The sequence below is a fragment of the uncultured Psychroserpens sp. genome, from assembly GCF_947494225.1.
Taxonomy (GTDB): domain Bacteria; phylum Bacteroidota; class Bacteroidia; order Flavobacteriales; family Flavobacteriaceae; genus Psychroserpens.
On the sequence record NZ_CANLUG010000005.1, the window covers coordinates 105,848 to 125,580 of the forward strand.

Genomic DNA, 19,733 nt, shown 5'->3' on the forward strand with positions numbered 1-19,733 from the left:
ACCAAATAAAGACAAAAGAGTCTTACAGTTATGAAACAAAATAAATTAAATGCAATCAAGACTTCAGGTTTTAAAACACCTAAGGATTACTTTTCTCAAGTAGAAGAGCAAATTCTCAATGAAGTTAAGATTGTAGATAAGGTTGATCAATCTGGTTTTGACGTTCCTGAGTCTTATTTTGATACTGTTGAAAGTGCAATACTAGATACCGTTGCCTCGGAAAGCGATACTAAAGTAGTTAGGTTATTTCCATGGAAAAAAATCATGTATTCAACAGCAGTGGCAGCTGTGTTAATTTTGATGTTTAGTCTCTTTTTTAAGTCTTCAGATCATGTAACTTGGGACGATCTTGAAATCGTTTCCATAGAAAACTACTTAGAATATGAAGATTATACATCTAACGAATTAGCATCGCTATTAACGGATGACGAATTAGATAACGACAATTTTATAGACAACGAAATACCTGAAACTTCTATTGAAGACTATCTCCTAGATAATGCTGAACTTGAAGACCTCATTATAGAATAATTATTATGAAAAAAACACTTATAACCCTACTATTTATTGCATTAACCCTGAGTGCATTTGGACAAAAAAAACAGCAAAAGGATAAGATTAGATCCTTAAAAATTGCATTTATTACAGATCAATTGGATCTTACTGAAGCAGAGGCTCAGAAGTTCTGGCCTATTTATAATGCACATGACAAGGAAATGGAAATGCTACGTATAAATGGGCGTGAAAAACGACGTAAGTTAAACATTGAATCACTTACCGAAAATGAAGCAAAAAAAGCCTTAAAAGATTTAGTTGCTTTTGAAAAAGAAATGCACGCTCTAAAGGCCGAGTTGACCGAGAACTTGTTAACGGCTATTCCTGCAAAAAAAATATTAAAGCTACGCTTTGCCGAGACCGCCTTCAATAAACGTATGTTGGAGGAAATGAAAAAACGAAGAGAAAAATTCAAAAAAAATAGACCATAAAAAAAAGAAGCCCAAATGGCTTCTTTTTTTTATTCTTTAAATGTCAATTTTGATATGCGTCCACGCCCTGCAGCATAGGCAATACTATCGTTTAAAAATCTAATGGTATAAAAGCCCTCATCACTTAAATGGGTCCATGAATCACCAGAATCGCCAGAATAATCAATCCCTTTAAAACCAATTGCCACTAACTTCTTCCCTGCTCCATTAGGCACATACTTCACACAGCTTCTATATCCAGGTGACTGATTTTCGGCTACTAATTCCCATGTTTTTCCGCCATCTTTTGTTCTTACTTTATTCGCACTACTATCGGCTGGTTTTGTATAATCTCCTCCAATTGCAAAACCATGATTTTCATCATAAAAATCTACCGAATACATCCCTGTAGTTTCCAAGCCTTGAACAATAGGTGTCTCAAAAACGCTCCAAGTTTTTCCTTTATCGGCAGAATATAAAATGCGACTAGACTTTCCGCCAGTAGCTACCCATGTCTGATCTCCAACAATAGCAATATTTGTATCACTAGCTGCAAATGCTGCTTCGCCTTCTTTAGCCTTTGGTAAGTCGTCACAAGATAATTTTGACCAGGTATTCCCTCCATCGCGAGTTATAATAATACTCATACAATCTTCTGTTGGATCTCCAATGGCAATCCCTTCATCATCATTCCAAAACTCCATCGAGTCATAAAATGCCTTTGGATGCTCTTCTTTATAAACAATTTTAATTTTCTCTTCATCAATATTTAACTTATAAATTAATGCTGGTGAACCAATACTAATGCCATATCCATGTTTTTTATTCGCAGACAATGCTCTAAAATTAGGTGTGATAGAGTCATATTTCAATGCAATTGGAAAAACGATATCATAATTTTCAGACTGATCTAACCCAACACTACGCACAGCTTCAAAAGCATCTTTAGGGCCAATCGCTCCAAACTCACCTCTAGAGGTTAAAAAAGCGATCCCATCTAAACCTTTAACCAATTCAATGGCTCTAATATTTAACAAAGAATCTTGAAGAACAGTTTCTATCTCAACCTTGGTAAATTGTTTTTTAAACGCTATAGACGTCTTCTCGCCAGCATTGGTTAATGTAAAACCAAACAGTGCTAGAACTAAAATTGGAACTATAATAAAACGTAGTATTTTTTTCATGAGAATCAAATTTCTATAAAAATAGAAAAGCTCTACGACATAATCGCAAAGCTTTTCAAATAGACATCAATCTAATCAATCAAAATTATTAAAACCTAACCTTTATAGTGGTTTATATGGCTAAGTTCTAATATTTTATCTTTTACTCTTATAGGATTTTTCTCTTTTCTTGTGAATCGCATTCTTTATTAATGCTTTAAAACGAACTTTCTGATCATCATTACAAATGTCATGAATGGCCTTAAAGTAATAGAAACGTTCAACATCCTTCTTTTCTTCTAAGTTCCCAATCACCGCAATAATTGAGTCTACGTCTGGTTTAGATATAGGTGCTTCAGAAATATGTTTATATAAAACTTCTTTTACATTCCCTATACTATCTGAAAGTGTTCTCACTTCCAAATAATGCTGGTCTCTCAACACTTTAAAGCGCTCCATTTGATCGTTATCAAATTTCAATTCCTTTGTTATAAAATCACGCTTATGTTCCTTTTTCTTACCATTGGTATGTCCTAGATAATTGAACAGAAAAAAAAGATTTACCACAATTAAAAAACCAATAAGGATATAAAGTATCTTGTTATTCTTCATAATTTTATTCTATTACGTACACCGTTTCTATATCTTCACTTTCCATTAACCCATGTGTTTCAGCAAAATCCAAAATATTTTGGGTCGTTGAAGAAGTATTCATTTGTGTAAATGCAACAAGGTTTAGCACAATAAAACATAATAATGTAGCCAGTTGAAATTTTGGTGTGAACCAAGCTAGAAAAACATGCTCTTTCTTTTTTTCCGAAAACAAAAGTAACATCGTCTTATCCTTAAAAAACGGAGATGCTTTTAAATCGTTACGTTTACTAATACTATTTAAAGTATTGTCTATCTTATCTTGTATATCCTTCTTTGTATTCATTATCATTCATTTAGATGTTATTACATTAAAAAACTTGCGCTAATTGTCATTTTGGTAAAAATTCTGTAATGATTTCTGTAAGTTCTTTTTTGCTCTAAACATTAAAGACTCTATAGATGAAAGACTCTTTTCTGTAATGTCACAAATTTCTTTGTAACTTTTTCCATCAATTTTATGCAGCGTAAAAACAACTTTTTGTGCATCTGGTAAATTATGTATGGCTTTAAATATGTGTTCGCCCGCTTCCTTATGTTCTAAAATGATTCCTGGGTGATTAATTTCTGTAAAATAGTTAGTTCTATCAATTTCAAAACCCTCTCCTAACAAAGGTTGCAAAAAAGCAAAACGTTTCTTGGTATTTCGTTTTCTTATAAACTCTAAACATTTATTTGTAGTAATTCTATAAATCCATGTGGATAATTTCGACTGTCCCTTAAATTTAGAAATCGAATTAAAAACTTCCAAAAAAACGTCTTGAGCAATATCTTCAGCATCTTCCTTATTAGGAACAAAAGACAAACAAGTGGCAAATACTTTGTGTTGAAAATCATCTAACAACCTACTATATGCAAATCTACTGCCACTTTTTAATTGCTGTATAAATTCAGTTTCTGTCAAAAAAATGATGCTTCCTTATATTATTAACTAGTTTAGATGCAGTCTCTCTTAAAAACTTGCACGCTCATTATTTTTGAAAAGATAACACTTTACAATAAAGGCTTCAACTTATAAACTTTTAATGTACCTTTGCATGCTTAAATTTTTATAATGCGTTTACACAGAAACTTATGCTTTGCTGTTATCGATGGATTAACACTTATCTTTAATGAAGGCAAATATGCAGACAAAGTAATACAACAGCTCTTAAAACGTGACAAACGTTGGGGAAGTCGTGATCGCGCTTTTGTTGCTGAAACCACTTATGATATTGTACGTTGGAAACGTTTATATGCCGAAATTGCCGAGGTAAAGGCTCCTTTCGACAGAGATAATTTATGGCGAATTTTTGCCGTTTGGGCAACGTTAAGAGGTATAAAATTACCCGATTGGAAATATTTTGAAAACACACCTCAACGTAAAATAAAAGGGCGTTTTGATGAATTATCCCAAACTCGAAAATTTAAGGAGGCTATTCCAGATTGGCTAGATGAACTGGGTGTTAAAGAACTAGGTGAATCTATATGGACAAAAGAAATTGCTGCACTAAATGAGCAAGCCGATGTTATTTTAAGAGTTAATACCTTAAAAACAACTAAAGAAAAATTACAATCTCTTTTGTTCGATGACAACATTGAAACAGAAAGCATTAAAGGTTATCCCAATGCACTCAAACTAAGAGAAAGAGCAAACGTATTTCAAACCGAATCCTTTAAAAATGGTTTTTTTGAAGTTCAAGATGCCTCGTCGCAATTAGTGGCAGAGTTTTTGGATGTAAAACCAGGAATGCGTGTTGTAGACGCTTGTGCAGGCGCAGGTGGTAAAGCACTACATCTTGCATCTTTAATGGAAAACAAAGGACAAGTTATTGCTTTAGACATCTATGCAAACAAGCTACATGAATTAAAGCGAAGAGCTAAACGAAATGGCGCCTTTAATATAGAAACTAGAGCTATTGAGTCGACCAAAGTTGTTAAAAAACTGTACGATAAAGCAGATCGCGTTTTAATTGATGCTCCTTGTTCAGGGCTTGGGGTTTTAAAACGAAACCCAGATGCTAAATGGAAATTACAACCTGAGTTTATTGAGAATATTAAAACAACGCAGCAAGACATATTGCAACAATACTCTCGAATTGTAAAAGATGGAGGAAAGCTGGTATACGCAACATGTTCTATACTTCCTTCTGAAAACAAAAAACAAGTTGATACGTTTTTAACATCAGATCAAGGAAAAGACTTTATCTTTGTAAAAGATAAAAGCGTGCTATCGCATAAATCTGGCTATGATGGATTTTACATGGCTCTATTAGAAAAAAAGAAAAAATAATACCCAAATAAATGAAACAATTTTACACTTTATTATTAGCTTTTGCAACCACATTTGCTTTTGCTCAATTAACACCACCAGCAGAATTGCAATCTTATTATGGCAATCAAATTACGTCTACTGGTTTAACGTTAAAGGGTGATTTAATTACATTAACCATTAATAATCACACTAATTTCTTAACATATAGTCAGGTTTGGGATGCTTCAAGAATTACAGATGAAGACCCAAATAATTCAAGTAATGTATTACTAATCTATGGTTACGACGACCCTCCTTTTGATGGCAATGTAACTACTGATAGAACAAGAGGGAAATTTGATAACGGTGGAAATGTTGGTGACTGGAATAGAGAACATGTTTACCCAAGGTCATTAGGAGATCCAGATTTAGGTTCTTCAGGACCAGGTTCTGATGCTCAAATGTTGAGGCCAAGTGATGTTCAACGTAATGGTCAACGTGGCAATCGACTATTTGCCGAAAAAAGCATAGGACAATATCCAAATGGAGAGTCTGGAAATGCAAACGGAGGTTGGTATCCAGGTGACGAATGGAAAGGTGATTGTGCTCGAATAATAATGTACATGTATTTACGCTATGGTGACCGTTGTTTACCTTCTGCAGTAGGCATTGGCAGTAACGTTTCTACTCCAGATGACATGATCGATCTATTCTTACAGTGGAATGCTGAAGATCCTGTAGAAGAAGGAGGAATCGAAGATGTAAGAAACAACTATCATGGAAACGCGGCGAATACATATGCCCAAGGAAATAGGAATCCGTTTATAGATAACCCATATTTAGCAACTGTTATTTGGGGCGGACCAGATGCTCAAAACAGATGGGCAAGTTTATCTGTTCCAGAATTTCAACAAGAACAAATCAAAATGTTTCCTAATCCAGCTAACGGAAATGAGGTTACTATTGATTCTAATTTTGATATTTCAGTAGAAGTTTATAATATTTTAGGAAAGAAAGTTAAAAGCCAAAATATCACTTCAAACCAAAAAAGATTAAATATTTCTGGATTATCTAAAGGCGTTTATTTAGTGAAATTAAATTCTCAAAACGGTAGTGTTACTAAAAAATTGATTAAGCAGTAATTAGAATAACTGAACATAATAAAAAAAGCGACTCTAAGAGTCGCTTTTTTTATTACATTATGATATCATTTTTCCATGTATAAGGTTCAGGAATATCAGTGTCATCAATAAGTTGCCTGATATCAATTTCAATACCTCGACTCATATTTGTTATTGGCACGTCATTAGGTCCTCCTTCAAAAGGGTTTTCCGTGTTCTCACCAATGGCTTCCATAGTATGAAAAACCCAAGCTAAAAGCGTACTAAAAGGAATGGAAAACCACACAAAATGTTTAGCAATAAATTCCTGAGCTTTATGTAACGCCGAAGAATGCGACTCATGACCAGCCAAATCAGTAAAAATGTGCTCGCCTATTTCTTCAAATCCTTCCATAATTCCAAAAGGCAACAAAATAATAAATATCCAAACAAACATATAATTTAGTGTTGCAAACTGTCTAGGATACGGGAAGTTTTTAATACGTTCGCTCTTTCCTTGAAGCGTATAGAATTCAACAAGCATATTAGACAATTCCATATGCCTGAAATCTTCAATTAAATCTTGTTGTTTTAATTCTTTTAATCGTTTAGATTGAACACCCAACAACTGAGATGCTCTATTACCTTTAGCAAAAACCTCTTTATACTCATCTTCAGAAATGTACCCCTTAATCGCCTCTTCTATCGGAATCGTATCCTCACAAACTAGAAATTGACTTTCTCTAAATTCTCGATTCGATTTTCCAGCTTTTAAATGTTGTTCCCAAGGTTTATCTGCTCTCAATTGATAACGTAAAGCCGTTAACCACGCCACATGTCTATGCACCAATTCCTTATGAATACCATGCAATTGATCATTAGAGAATTGTTCCTTTGTATGATCATTATTAATAAAATCTTTGACCATTATTGTCCAAGAGCGCGAAGCGTTTACAATACCTCCCCAAATTTTACGCGCTTCCCAAAGACGATCATAAGAGGCATTATTTTTAAAACTCACTATAAAGGCAACAGCGGTACCCATAACACCTAATGGCAACCAAGGCACATGCAACCATTTAAGTCCGACAACGTCAAACAAAACAACTGGAATAGTGGATAGAATTAAAAAGAAAAAAATATGTCGTCGTGTCCATTTAATAACACCTTTAATAGGAAATATTCGTCTTGTATACATAGTATTGGTTTAAGTTAACTAAAAGTAAATAATTTAAGATTAATTGAAGCATTAACGATTGTGAATTAATTCGTGAATAACTAAAAATTTTCAAGGTCATAATCTAAATAAGTTATACTGAAAAAGTGTAAATTTGTGCTTTCAAAAAACAACACAAAATACGAAATAATGATTCATTTCTTCGGAAACCAAAACAGTAAGGTATTTGCTGTTCAAGCAACAAAAGAATTATCAACCGAAACCATCGCTAAATTGACATGGTTATTTGGCGACCAACCTAAATTAGAACAAGCATCTCTCGATGCTTTTTTTGTTGGGCCACGTGCTGCCATGATAACACCTTGGAGTACCAACGCCGTAGAGATTACGCAAAATATGGGAATTGAAGGCATTATTCGTATCGAAGAATTTGAATCTTGTAAAGAAGGTTTCAATGACTACGACCCAATGATATCCGAAAAATATAATGGATTACATCAAGAATCGTTTACTATTGACATCCAACCTGATAACATTTTAAACGTTGAAGACATTGCGGCCTATAACCAACAAGAAGGTTTAGCTCTGAATGACGAAGAAATAGAATACTTAGAAAGTGTCTCAAAGAAAATTGGACGACCACTAACCGACTCCGAAGTTTTTGGTTTTTCACAGGTGAATAGTGAACACTGTAGACATAAAATTTTCAATGGTACTTTTGTTATCGACGGAAAAGAGCAACCTACGTCTTTATTTAAATTGATTAAAGAGACATCTAAACAAAATCCTAACGACATTGTTTCAGCATATAAAGATAATGTCGCTTTTATAAAAGGCCCAAGGGTTGAACAATTTGCACCCAAACGTGCCGATGTTCCTGATTTTTATGACAAAAAAGAGTTTGATTCTGTAATCTCTCTCAAAGCAGAGACGCATAATTTCCCAACAACAGTTGAACCTTTTAACGGAGCAGCAACTGGTTCTGGAGGTGAAATTCGTGACCGTCTTGCAGGCGGAAAAGGGTCCTTGCCGTTAGCAGGAACTGCTGTATATATGACCTCTTATTCTCGTTTAGAAGCGAACAGACCTTGGGAGCAAAAATTAGACGCTCGACCTTGGTTGTATCAAACACCAATGGATATCTTAATCAAAGCGAGTAATGGGGCTTCAGATTTTGGAAATAAATTTGGTCAACCGCTTATATGTGGTTCTGTATTAACGTTTGAACATGAGGAAGACGCTCGAAAACTGGGCTTTGACAAAGTGATTATGCAAGCTGGAGGTATTGGATATGGAAAATTAGATCAAGCCATAAAAGCTGTACCCGAATTTGGTGATAAGATTGTTGTGTTAGGTGGAGAAAACTATCGTATAGGAATGGGAGGTGCTGCCGTTTCGAGTGCAGACACTGGTGAGTTTTCAACAGGAATTGAGCTTAATGCGGTACAAAGGTCAAATCCTGAAATGCAAAAACGTGCGGCCAATGTGGTTCGAGGCATGGTAGAAAGTGATGATAATCATATCATTTCTATTCATGATCATGGTGCAGGTGGTCACCTTAATTGTTTAAGTGAGCTTATTGAAGATACTGGAGGATGCATTGACCTTGATAAATTGCCTGTTGGAGATCCAACGCTATCTGACAAGGAAATTATTGGTAATGAATCTCAAGAACGAATGGGATTATTAATCGCTGAAAAACACCTTGATCATATTAGTAAAATTGCTGAACGTGAGCGCTCACCATTATATACTGTTGGGCATGTTACCGACGACAAACATTTTTGCTTTAGATCTGAAACCAAGGGCAATACTCCAATGGATTTGGCACTTGAAGATATGTTTGGTAGTTCGCCAAAAACAATTATGACGGACACCTCTTTAAATAGAACATATAGCAATGTTGTGTATAATCCAAATGAATTTTATAATTATCTAGATCAAGTTTTACAACTAGAAGCTGTGGCTTGTAAAGATTGGTTAACAAATAAAGTAGATCGTTGTGTAGGCGGAAAAGTTGCAAAACAGCAATGTGTTGGTCCTTTACAATTGCCATTAAACAATGTTGGCGTAATGGCTTTAGATTACAATGGAAAAGAAGGAATCGCCACATCAATTGGCCACTCACCAATTTCTGGCTTAATAGATCCAGAGGCTGGAAGTAGAAATAGTATTACCGAAGCTCTGACCAATATTATTTGGGCACCTTTAAAAGATGGATTAAAAAGTGTTTCCTTATCTGCGAACTGGATGTGGCCTTGTAAAAATGAAGGTGAAGACGCCCGACTTTATGAGGCGGTAAAAGCCATCTCAGAATTCTCAATAGACCTAGGAATTAATGTTCCTACAGGAAAGGATTCATTGTCGATGAAACAAAAGTATCCAAACGAAGACGTTATTTCTCCAGGAACAGTTATCATTTCGGCTGCTGCAAATTGCAATGCTATTAAAAATGTTGTCGAACCTGTACTAAAGCATAATGCTGGAGACATCTACTATATAAACTTATCTCAAGATAACTTTAAACTAGGCGGAAGTTCTTTTGCGCAGGTTTTAAATAAAATTGGAAACGAAGTTCCTAATGTAGAAAGTGCTTCTTACGTAAAAAATGTATTTAATACGATGCAGCAACTCATTAACGATGATCATATTGTAGCGGGACATGATGTTGCTTCTGGTGGTTTAATTACAACCTTATTAGAATTGTGTTTTGCCGATACAAATTTAGGAGCAGAATTAGATTTAACAGCTTTAAATGAAAAAGACTCTCTTAAATTATTGTTTGCTGAAAACTCTGGAATTGTATTTCAATCTAAAAACGAGGCCATAGAAACAATACTGTCTGATGCGAACATTGAATTTTTCAATATTGGAAAGGTAACTAATACAGATACTTTAGGGATTATAAACAACAATGAAGTTTATACCATGACAGTGTCTAGACTTAGAGATATGTGGTATAAAACCTCATTCCTTCTTGATCAAAAACAAACAGCAAATAATTTGGCTGAAGCACGTTTTAAAAATTATCACAAACAACCTTTAGCTTATAAATTTCCGAAGACATTTACAGGGCAATTACCTGCAATTGACGCAACACAACCAAGACCAAAGGCCGCTATCTTGCGTGAAAAAGGAAGTAATTCTGAACGTGAAATGGCCAATGCCATGTATTTAGCAGGTTTTGACGTTAAAGATGTTCATATGACCGACCTCATTTCTGGTCGTGAAACCTTAGAAGACATTCAATTTCTTGGTGCCGTTGGTGGTTTTTCTAATAGTGATGTATTAGGATCTGCTAAAGGATGGGCAGGTGCAATTAAATACAATGCAAATGCTAATAGAGCCATTAAAAACTTCTTTGAAAGAGAAGACACACTATCGGTAGGGATTTGTAATGGTTGCCAATTGTTCATGGAGTTAGAATTAATTAATCCTGAGCATGACCAACATGGTAAGATGCTACATAATGATTCTCAAAAGCATGAAAGCGCGTTTACATCGGTAACGGTTCAAGACAATAACTCGGTGATGTTATCAACTCTAAAAGACACGACTTTAGGCGTTTGGATAAGTCATGGTGAAGGGAAATTTAACCTTCCAAAGAAGGAAAGCGATTATAACATTGTAGCCAAATATGCTTATGATGCTTATCCGTCTAATCCTAATGGATCCGATTTCAATACAGCGATGTTATGTGATTCATCGGGACGCCACCTTGTTATGATGCCGCATATTGAACGTTCAACATTTCAGTGGAATTGGGCCAACTACCCTGAAGGCAGAAAAGATCAAGTTTCTCCATGGATCGAAGCCTTCGTGAATGCTAGGCAATGGATTGAAACCAAATAAAATTATAAAGGCGTTATTCATTACAAATAACGCCTTTACTTTTATGTACTTAAAAAGCCCCCTAATTAAGTGACAAACTTAATACTACCGATTTAACGGTCTTTATTAATAGCTCTTCAAACTTATAACATTTGTAAACTACACTACGCCTTTAATTGATAGATGGTTGTTTTCATTTGATAGATAACATTACGCAAATCTACTACCTCATTAGGACTCTATAATTTTCTCAAAAGCTGCCCTAGACAACTTCCATTGACTCACAAATTGTTCAAAATTTGATGCGCCTGGAATGGTTCTATAGGTTTTTACAAATTGAAAGCCAATTTTTTCAACGACTCTATTTGGTGCTGGGTTTAGAGCATATGGTTCGCAAAGGAGTGATTTTAATTTAAAGTTTTCAAAATAAAAAGGCAGCGATTTTTTAATGAATGTCATTCCTAATCCTCTTTGTCTATTTTCTGGTTGCCATAAATGTAAATGCATAAATGCCTGTTTACTAAACTCAATTTGATTAATATTAGAATAACCTACTGGTTTGTCATCTAAGAGCCAAAAAAGAAAGTAGTTTTTCCTGAGTTCTAATGGCACTTTAAATTGATCTACAACCAATTTAAAGAGTGCATCTCTTTGCGGTCTTTTATCGACATCTACTCCCATTTTGCTTAAAAACTCGGGCGTAGCTTCCAACCAATAATTAATAAAATGTTCGAGGTCATCAATAGTCATCTCTCTAACATGAAATCTATTATTACTCATAGCTTTAAATATAATAAGAAAAGAAAGGAGGTTGAAATAACATTAACAGCCTCCATTAAAAATAAACAAAAACTATTATTTATTGCTCAAGTCCCTTTCTAAAGCTGATAATCTATTTTCAAAACTTTCAATAGTTTTGTTCTGTTTATTAATAATATCTTGTTGCTCTTGCAAGGCTTTAATTAGTACTGGAATTAATTCTGTATAACTAACTCCATATTTGTCTTCTTCTTTATCATACGTCACTACATTTTCAATAACACTTTCTACTTCTTGAGCGATTAACCCTAAAGACTTGTATTCTTGATTTTTACCTTTCCAGAAATACTCAGTTGGACGTAATTTTAAAATATCATTTAATCCATAGGAAATATTATCTATATCCCTTTTCAAACGTCTATCGGAAGCATGTACAATGGCCCCTCCTACTCTAACATTACCACCTTCATTTTGTAAGTACAAATCGGACGCTGTCTCATTATTTCTTGCTTGAATTTCATTATTATCCAAAGCTAAATTTGAACCTGTTTCCAAGCCTAAAACCAATTGACCAGATGGGTTGTCTAATGTCACATCGAATCCACCAACAATGTTTAGTGGTACATTAGAATGATGCATATTTATTCCAACTTTTGAAAATAGACCAATTTGATTTGTTTCAAAATCGCCATAAATTAAAGGTGTGGTCACAGAAGAGTTATCAATATATAACTTATTACTACCTTCTTCATGATAACCAGCGCGATAGCCTATAAAAACATTTCTATCTCCCAAGGCATCGTGCCCTGCTTCAGTTCCAATAACAGTATTAAAATCCCCAATCGTATTCAAAATAAGTGCTTCCTCTCCAAGAGCAATATTGCCCTCACCTGTTTCATTATTCCACATCGTTCTATATCCAACACTCACATTATTATCTCCTGAAATATGATCTCGTAATGAAAATCCTCCTAAAGCAACGTTATGGTTCCCACTAATATTTTCGTGCATGGCAAATAGTCCAATCCCAATGTTTCCACCTCCGGAAGTATTTTCGTGTAACGTATTATATCCAGACGCAAAGTTGTTTCCTCCAGTTTGATTAGAATATAAAGCACCTGGACCAAAAGCAATATTTCTTACGCCGTCTGTATTACTAAACAAAGTTTCATGTCCAAAAGCAATATTATCACTTCCTAAGGTATTATCTCTTAAGGCGCGATAACCTAATGCTATATTATCAACACCTTCAGTATTACTAAATAATGACCTATATCCTCCTGCAAAATTATTATTACCAATAGTATTAGATACCATTGCATGCTCGCCAAAAGCGATATTATTATTCCCTTCAGTGTTAACTAGTAATGATTGCCATCCAAATGCAATGTTATGGCTTCCAACGGTATTAGCTCCCATTGATTGCCCTCCTAATGCAATATTGCTATTACCAGTAATATTATTGTCAAGGGATTGTTTTCCTATGGCAACATTATGATTTCCGCCTCTATTTATTTTTAATGCCTCAAATCCTAAAGCAACATTATTCTTACCTTCAGTATTTTCATTTAATGCATTTTCACCTAATCCAATATTGTGATTATCTACGAGTTCATCTTCTTCTCCAGCATCATCTCCAATGTATATTGAACCTCCAGTTCCTTTAGGCGTTACTCCATTTACATGAGCCTGCCATTTTCCCATGGCATTAGCATATGGTGTTGCCATAAACTCGGTAGTGCCAATTTCTTCATTATTGAGCCAAACATTCAGGAAATGTCTGTCTTCAGCCCAATTTACATTTTCAATTAAATTAAGCACCGGCGTTCCTTCACCAATAACAGTTGAAAACACACCATTAATATCGGTCATAACAGTAAACGTTTCACTATATACAGCGTCGCCGTCAGGCGCATTAATTTTTATATTAAATTTCAAATCAATCTCCGTATTAGATAAAAGTTGACCTTCGGCATCACGGGCAACACCTTGATAATTGACTCCTTGCTGAGCAAAGCCAATTGTACTTACAAGTAAAACTAGAAGAGATACTACAAGTTTGATGTTAAATAATTGTTCTCTATTCACAGTATTATTATAGATACCATGACGTTTGCTATTTTTCTTTAAAAAGTTCATGATTTTAGTTTTTTATGATTTTTGTTGTTTTATTGAAGCTGTTCGTTATTGATGAAATACGCATGAGATATACTCCCTTAGAAAGTGAACTCATATTTATTATATGTTGCCTAACATTTGTATCTAAATTTCTACTTAATATTTTCTTACCTAAAATATCGTAGAAAGCAATATAGTACTGGCCTGATATGTCATTAGTAAAATTGATAGTCAATTGATCTATCACTGGATTTGGATAATATGTTATCTCGTTAATTAGTGCTGAAGCGGTTGCTACACTTAAAGTTTCGTCGTTAATTAAAAATGCCCAAAATCCTTGATGGATTGTCGCATTATTTTGCACCAATCCTACAACGGACTCTCCTGTTGTGAAGTTGATTGAATAAGTTTCATTTACTATGAGACTTCCAGTGCTTCCAATAACTTGCTTAGAAATACTTTGAGCAGAAGTTGTTAACGATATGAGCAATAAAAAAAACATAAGTAATTGTGTTCGCATAATGTTGTTGTTTTTTAATTTCTGGAACAAATCTATAGGTAAACATCACCCATTTCTTTTCGAAATTGATAAACGGCGTTTTTCAATTGATGGATTGCTATACTCTTAAAAAAAAGAACGTATTAAAGTGCCTAAAAAAGCAGAATTACCAAATATCAAGTCTAAAACACCATTTATCAATTCACGTAAAAATCAAACCTGACATCACCGTAAGTTTGCTTCATCAAAAAACATTTAAAAACATTTTATTATGAAATCATTAGTTAAAACAAATAGAAGTATCGCAAATACAGCTATAAAAAAAGTTAAGTTTTATTCATTGTCTACAACGGTAATCATTTACATGCTACTTGCATTTAGTACGCTAACAAGTTGCAGTAAAGACGATTCTCCAATTACGCCAGAAGAAGAGGCTGTTGTTAATCCAGATATTTTACCATCATTAACTTTAGTAAGTGGTAGTGAAGATTTATTTAAAGGTGTGGTTGGAGCTCCAGGGTTCGGAAGTTTACAACATACAGTAAAAGCCACTGCTCCTGAAGGTTTTGTAGCATTGAATATCTATAAGGTGGTTGATGGTGTCCAGTCTTCTTACATTAGCTTTGACATAAACAGTCCAAATTATGTAGATGGCAGTAACACTTATACACACAACTTAAGCTATATTTTCACAGAAATTGATATTGACAAAGACCTTTATTTTATTGCAGAAGTTATCGATTCAAACAATAATGTAGAAACATTAGATTTTGCAGAAGCCGAAGTAAAAGACGCTATGCAATATGTAGAGACTATCTTTATGGAAACGCGCTTACCAGCTCAACCAGATAATATGAGTATCGCTCAATTTATGCAAGTAGATGGTCTAGAAGTTGGTGGTGTTAACTTAAATAGAGTCATTAACGAACAAATAAACGATAAAATTGCTGCTGTAATTAGTGTAAATGAAGTTGATGGCATTTACATATCATCAGCGAGTGCCGTTGGTAATACAGACATTGTTGATGACATACAAAATAAGTCTAATACAAAATTTAAGGAAATCAACGATGAGACTACAAATTTCAACACATTAAATATCTATGACACTTTTGAAATCGAGTCGCTTTACAATAATGCTTCTTTTAATGAGCATCAAGAGAAAATGAAAAACATTGGTCAAGACAAGTTATATGCTATGAAGACCGACGATAACAGAATCGCTCTTTTTAAAGTAACATACTACGAAGTTATAAATAACAGCGAAGTCTACATGACCATGGACATGTATATCACGCAATAAAAACATTAACGCTTTGACCACTGCAATACAAACTATTGCAGTGATCATTTTTAGCTATTCAAAAACCGAATTATAATTCTTAAAAAATAATACCTAAATTCAACTTCTTTTAAGCCGTTAAGACATCATGGTTAAGATTACAAAAAATTCTGAACGATACCCAGAAACAACAGATACAAAGTTCTCTGATGTTTTAATGTATTTTTCAGAATCACTCTTAGGTATTGATGATGAAGAAGAGATTCTTTGGGACTTAGCAAAAAATTGTATTTCCAAATTAGGATTTGTAGACTGTGTGGTTTACCTCCTTGATGATATAAGAAATGTTATGGTCCAGAAGGCCGCCTATGGTCCTAAAAACCCTAAAGATTTTGAAATTTACGAACCTGTAGAACGCCCAGTTGGCACAGGAATTGTTGGTTATGTGGCCCAGACTGGAATTGCAGAACTATTACATGATACCTCAAAGGATGAACGCTATAAAATGGACGATGAATTTAGACTTTCAGAAGTTTGTGTTCCAATAATAATTGATGGAAAAGTAATTGGTATCATAGATTGTGAACATCCCGACAAACATTTTTTCTCAGAGCACCATTTGCACATGTTACTTACCATTTCATCTATTTGTGCCATTAAAATAAAAGGGGTAAGAGCTCAAAAAAAATACATCCAACAGCAGGAGCGCTCAATTGAAATTCAGACACAACTAGTAGATCTAAAACTAAAGGCCTTAAGTGCTCAAATGAATCCTCATTTTGTGTTTAATGCATTAAACGCTATACAGTATTTTGTAAGCTCTGGAAATAAAAAATTAGCCCTAGAATACTTGTCAATCTTTAGTAAACTTATAAGGTTTTACCTTAAGAATTTTGAAAATGACACTGTAAGTTTTAAGGACGAAATGAGCATGTTAAATTGGTATCTAAAGCTTCAAAAATTGCGCTATGATCAACAATTTGAATTCAAAATTGAAGAAATAAAGCGCCCCTATTATGCGGTAATTCCGTCTTTTATCATTCAAACTTTATTCGAAAACATTATTGAACATGCCGTTTATAATCAGCATAAAAACCAAGTGCTTTTCGTGCATTTTGAAGTTACAGATACAAACGTAACTTTGAACATAAAGTACAGGCATGATACCTTAAAAAAAGATAGTAATTATAAACCAGAATATAGAGACAATATTATCTCATGGCAAGATCAAATTAGATTGCTTAATAAAGTTAAAGATTACAATATTGAGAAACATATAACTTTTGTAAACAACGATACACAACAAGGGGGAGACATTACTTTAATTCTTCCAAATTTATCTTGACTATATGGCTAAAAATTTCAAAAAAACGCTCGGGTTCGTTGCTCTATTACAGTGCTTTATCGCATTTGGACAACATGATAAAATATTATCAAAAGTTGGTCAAATTCTTCCTTATAAAGTATTAAAAACTAGTGACGAAAATGTCACACTAGAACAACTTCTTGTTGATGTAAGTGCTTTTAAATCACCAAGCACGATAACAGAAAAAACGAAGCCTTCAAGTATTTATTGGATTCAAATAGATCTCACAAAAGAGCTAAATACCATTTCCACAGACAGCACATGGTATTTGCGTTTCAGGCAATATGGTTACACATCAATATTCTATTCTGAAAATAATAGTGTTAAAGAAAAAAAAATAGGCCGATTTGAAAACCAGCCCGAACGTAACTCTATATTATATTCTCAAGGTATTCCTTTTAATGAATCGTACATTTTTAATGACAAGTATATTTATTTAAAGATACGTAGGGTTGCATTTTTTGACAATGTTTCAAATTGGAGGTTTTATTATTATAATAAACTGAAAATAGATCTCATTCAAAATTTTTATTCTCATCGCGATTTAAATCGATTAATTCCAATTTACTTGTTTACTGGTATTTGTCTAGTGATGTTTCTACTAACCATCATGTACTATTTCTATTCTAAGCGCACCGAATTTTTGTTTTACGCCCTATACATATTATTTCTCTTTTTATATCTAACTCCAGATATTTTTAGATTGTATGACACTTTTTTTGGAGGCATGAATCTCTTTAGCTATGCCTTTTTTCAAATCTCTCAAGTTATTATAAACTTATGTTACATTTTGTATATCATCTACTATTTAAACACAAAAGTAGAATATCCAAAGTTGCATGTTGCACTCAAAATAATTGCTACAATGCTCGTAGGTATTATCATTCTAGACGCCTTATGTTTTGCTACTAAAAGTTTTAGCATGCATATATATTTACTAGATATTGAACGACTTATAATGTCTTTATTTGGTCTGGGTGGAATGATATATTTACTTATTAAAGCAAAAAGCAAACTTGCATATTTTATTGTAATTGGTTCTTTTTTATATATGATAGGTGCATTAGGCATGTTGTTTTTGCAAGAGCGCATCTATATGATAACTGGGGCAAGCCTAGAGATTTTAATTTTTGCTGCTGGTCTCACTTATAAACTTCAACAAGAAAACAAAGAGCGTTTACAGTTTCAAGAAGAGGCTTTTCTTAATAAAACTAAAGCCCTAAGAGCTCAAATAAATCCACATTTCATATTTAACTCTTTAAGCTCTATCCAACATTTAGTCATTAAAAATGATAAAGTTTCGACATTAAAATACCTTTCAAAATTTAGTCGTCTCACCCGCAACATTTTAGAAAGCTCAATTGAAACTAACGCACTTCTAAGTGACGAAATTAAAATGCTTCAAGATTATTTAGAATTAGAGTCTCTAAGATTTGACAATGCATTTACATATACTATTTCTTGCGACGATACCATTGATGCGAATGCCATTGAAATTCCTTTTATGATATTACAACCATTTGTGGAAAATGCTATAATTCATGGACTCCTACCAAAACATCAAGGTCCAAAAAATATAGACATAACGTTTAGAGCGCAAGATAATCTTCTTATTTGCGAAGTCGACGACAGCGGTGTTGGCAGAACAGCCTCAAATAACAAACAACACATCCACAAAAGAGATAAAAAATCGAGAGGATTGGAAGTTACAAAACAACGTTTGGATGCCTTAAAAACCGACATCAACACACTCGATATAATAGATAAAAAAGATAAAAATGGTGCATCCTTAGGAACCACCATTATTGTAAAAATCCCTTTAAAATAGAAGTTATGAGTTTAAAAGCCGTTATAGTTGAAGACGAAAAACATAGTAGAGAAACTTTAAAAAATCTATTAGAAGAGTTTTGCATAGACATCAAGGTTGTTGGTATGGCTGGAAGCGTAGATGACGCCGTTGAAACAATCAAAACCACAAAACCCGACGTTATTTTCTTAGATATAGAACTGCAAACAGGAACAGGTTTTGATGTTTTACAACAAGTTCCACATCTTAATTTTGAGGTGATTTTCACAACTGCCTTTGAACAATACGCTATTAAAGCTGTAAAATTCAGTTCATTGGATTATTTATTAAAACCTATAGACCTAGAAGAGCTTCAAAATGCAGTTAGTAAAGCACAGACCAAAAAAAATCAAGACATCTATAAAAAACAACTAGAGACGTTAATGTTAAATTTAAAACAACGAAAACCTCAATTAAATAAGATATGTTTAGCAACTTCTGATGGCATTGAATTTATTGAAGTGAACGACATTCTTTATTGTAAAGCCGAAGGCTCCTATACCGCATTTATTCTAAATAATTCTGAAAAATTACTAGTAAGTAAACACCTTAAAGAATATGAAAACTTGTTATTAGAACAAGATTTTATGCGTGTCCATAACAGCTATTTAATTAATTTGAAAGAAGTAAAAAAATATGTCAAAGCCGATGGCGGATATATAATTATGAAAAACAATGATACCGTAAGCATTTCAAGATCACGAAAAGAAGACTTTATTAAACTAATGCAACTACTCACATAG

General features: G+C 33.7%; 17 protein-coding genes. 9 read left to right on the forward strand and 8 right to left on the reverse strand.

The window, feature by feature from the left end; genetic code table 11:
• The first annotated feature begins 30 nt into the window (after window positions 1-30).
• Together Q0893_RS12650 and Q0893_RS12655 are read left to right on the forward strand one after the other, a co-directional pair.
• Window positions 31-531 (forward strand): hypothetical protein, encoded by a 501-nt coding sequence (locus Q0893_RS12650; protein WP_299276137.1) that lies wholly within the window; start codon window positions 31-33, stop codon window positions 529-531.
• 5 nt (window positions 532-536) lie between these two features.
• Window positions 537-986 (forward strand): hypothetical protein, encoded by a 450-nt coding sequence (locus tag Q0893_RS12655; protein WP_298903347.1) that lies wholly within the window; start codon window positions 537-539, stop codon window positions 984-986.
• 29 nt (window positions 987-1,015) lie between these two features.
• Here the strand turns inward: Q0893_RS12655 and Q0893_RS12660 are convergent, their stop codons facing one another.
• From Q0893_RS12660 to Q0893_RS12675, 4 genes are all read right to left on the reverse strand, one after another.
• Window positions 1,016-2,149 (reverse strand): oxidoreductase, encoded by a 1,134-nt coding sequence (locus Q0893_RS12660; RefSeq protein ID WP_299276141.1) that lies wholly within the window; start codon window positions 2,147-2,149, stop codon window positions 1,016-1,018.
• A 135-nt stretch (window positions 2,150-2,284) separates the two neighbouring features.
• Window positions 2,285-2,740, reverse strand: coding sequence for a hypothetical protein (locus tag Q0893_RS12665; RefSeq protein ID WP_298903344.1), 456 nt, complete (start codon window positions 2,738-2,740; stop codon window positions 2,285-2,287).
• Between the two features lie 4 nt (window positions 2,741-2,744).
• Window positions 2,745-3,065, reverse strand: a complete 321-nt coding sequence (locus tag Q0893_RS12670) for a hypothetical protein (protein WP_299276145.1) — start codon at window positions 3,063-3,065, stop codon at window positions 2,745-2,747.
• Window positions 3,066-3,104: 39 nt separating this feature from the next.
• Window positions 3,105-3,683 (reverse strand): RNA polymerase sigma factor, encoded by a 579-nt coding sequence (locus Q0893_RS12675; RefSeq protein ID WP_298903342.1) that lies wholly within the window; start codon window positions 3,681-3,683, stop codon window positions 3,105-3,107.
• Between the two features lie 150 nt (window positions 3,684-3,833).
• Here Q0893_RS12675 and Q0893_RS12680 point away from each other — a divergent pair, with 150 nt between their 5' ends.
• On the forward strand, window positions 3,834-5,051 hold the full coding sequence (locus Q0893_RS12680; RefSeq protein ID WP_298903341.1) for a methyltransferase domain-containing protein: 1,218 nt from the start codon (window positions 3,834-3,836) through the stop codon (window positions 5,049-5,051).
• Window positions 5,052-5,062: 11 nt separating this feature from the next.
• The gene (locus Q0893_RS12685; protein ID WP_298903340.1) at window positions 5,063-6,154 is read left to right on the forward strand and encodes an endonuclease; all 1,092 of its coding nucleotides are present in this window, start codon (window positions 5,063-5,065) and stop codon (window positions 6,152-6,154) included.
• Window positions 6,155-6,206: 52 nt separating this feature from the next.
• Here the strand turns inward: Q0893_RS12685 and Q0893_RS12690 are convergent, their stop codons facing one another.
• Entirely contained in the window at window positions 6,207-7,310 is a 1,104-nt protein-coding gene (locus Q0893_RS12690; protein ID WP_299276151.1) for a bestrophin family protein, read from the reverse strand.
• Window positions 7,311-7,478: 168 nt separating this feature from the next.
• Here Q0893_RS12690 and purL point away from each other — a divergent pair, with 168 nt between their 5' ends.
• A complete protein-coding gene (purL, locus tag Q0893_RS12695; protein WP_299276154.1) occupies window positions 7,479-11,141 on the forward strand; it encodes a phosphoribosylformylglycinamidine synthase in 3,663 nt (1,220 codons plus the stop codon).
• A gap of 210 nt (window positions 11,142-11,351) precedes the next feature.
• On the opposite strand, the gene Q0893_RS12700 is transcribed toward purL, so the two are convergent.
• The 3 genes from Q0893_RS12700 to Q0893_RS12710 all read right to left on the reverse strand — a co-directional run bounded on the left by Q0893_RS12700 (window position 11,352) and on the right by Q0893_RS12710 (window position 14,517).
• Window positions 11,352-11,900, reverse strand: coding sequence for a GNAT family protein (locus Q0893_RS12700; protein WP_299276157.1), 549 nt, complete (start codon window positions 11,898-11,900; stop codon window positions 11,352-11,354).
• A gap of 75 nt (window positions 11,901-11,975) precedes the next feature.
• Window positions 11,976-14,018 carry a tail fiber domain-containing protein gene (locus Q0893_RS12705; RefSeq protein WP_299276160.1) on the reverse strand — a complete coding sequence of 681 codons (2,043 nt, stop codon included), beginning with the start codon at window positions 14,016-14,018 and terminating at the stop codon, window positions 11,976-11,978.
• A 4-nt stretch (window positions 14,019-14,022) separates the two neighbouring features.
• On the reverse strand, window positions 14,023-14,517 hold the full coding sequence (locus tag Q0893_RS12710) for a T9SS type A sorting domain-containing protein (RefSeq protein ID WP_299276163.1): 495 nt from the start codon (window positions 14,515-14,517) through the stop codon (window positions 14,023-14,025).
• 250 nt (window positions 14,518-14,767) lie between these two features.
• Between Q0893_RS12710 and Q0893_RS12715 the strand changes: the two genes are divergently transcribed.
• From Q0893_RS12715 to Q0893_RS12730, 4 genes are all read left to right on the forward strand, one after another.
• A complete protein-coding gene (locus Q0893_RS12715) occupies window positions 14,768-15,799 on the forward strand; it encodes a hypothetical protein (RefSeq protein ID WP_299276166.1) in 1,032 nt (343 codons plus the stop codon).
• A 127-nt stretch (window positions 15,800-15,926) separates the two neighbouring features.
• Window positions 15,927-17,123 carry a histidine kinase gene (locus Q0893_RS12720; RefSeq protein WP_298903332.1) on the forward strand — a complete coding sequence of 399 codons (1,197 nt, stop codon included), beginning with the start codon at window positions 15,927-15,929 and terminating at the stop codon, window positions 17,121-17,123.
• Between the two features lie 4 nt (window positions 17,124-17,127).
• A complete protein-coding gene (locus tag Q0893_RS12725) occupies window positions 17,128-18,972 on the forward strand; it encodes a sensor histidine kinase (RefSeq protein WP_299276170.1) in 1,845 nt (614 codons plus the stop codon).
• A gap of 5 nt (window positions 18,973-18,977) precedes the next feature.
• Window positions 18,978-19,733 (forward strand): LytTR family DNA-binding domain-containing protein, encoded by a 756-nt coding sequence (locus tag Q0893_RS12730; RefSeq protein ID WP_298903330.1) that lies wholly within the window; start codon window positions 18,978-18,980, stop codon window positions 19,731-19,733.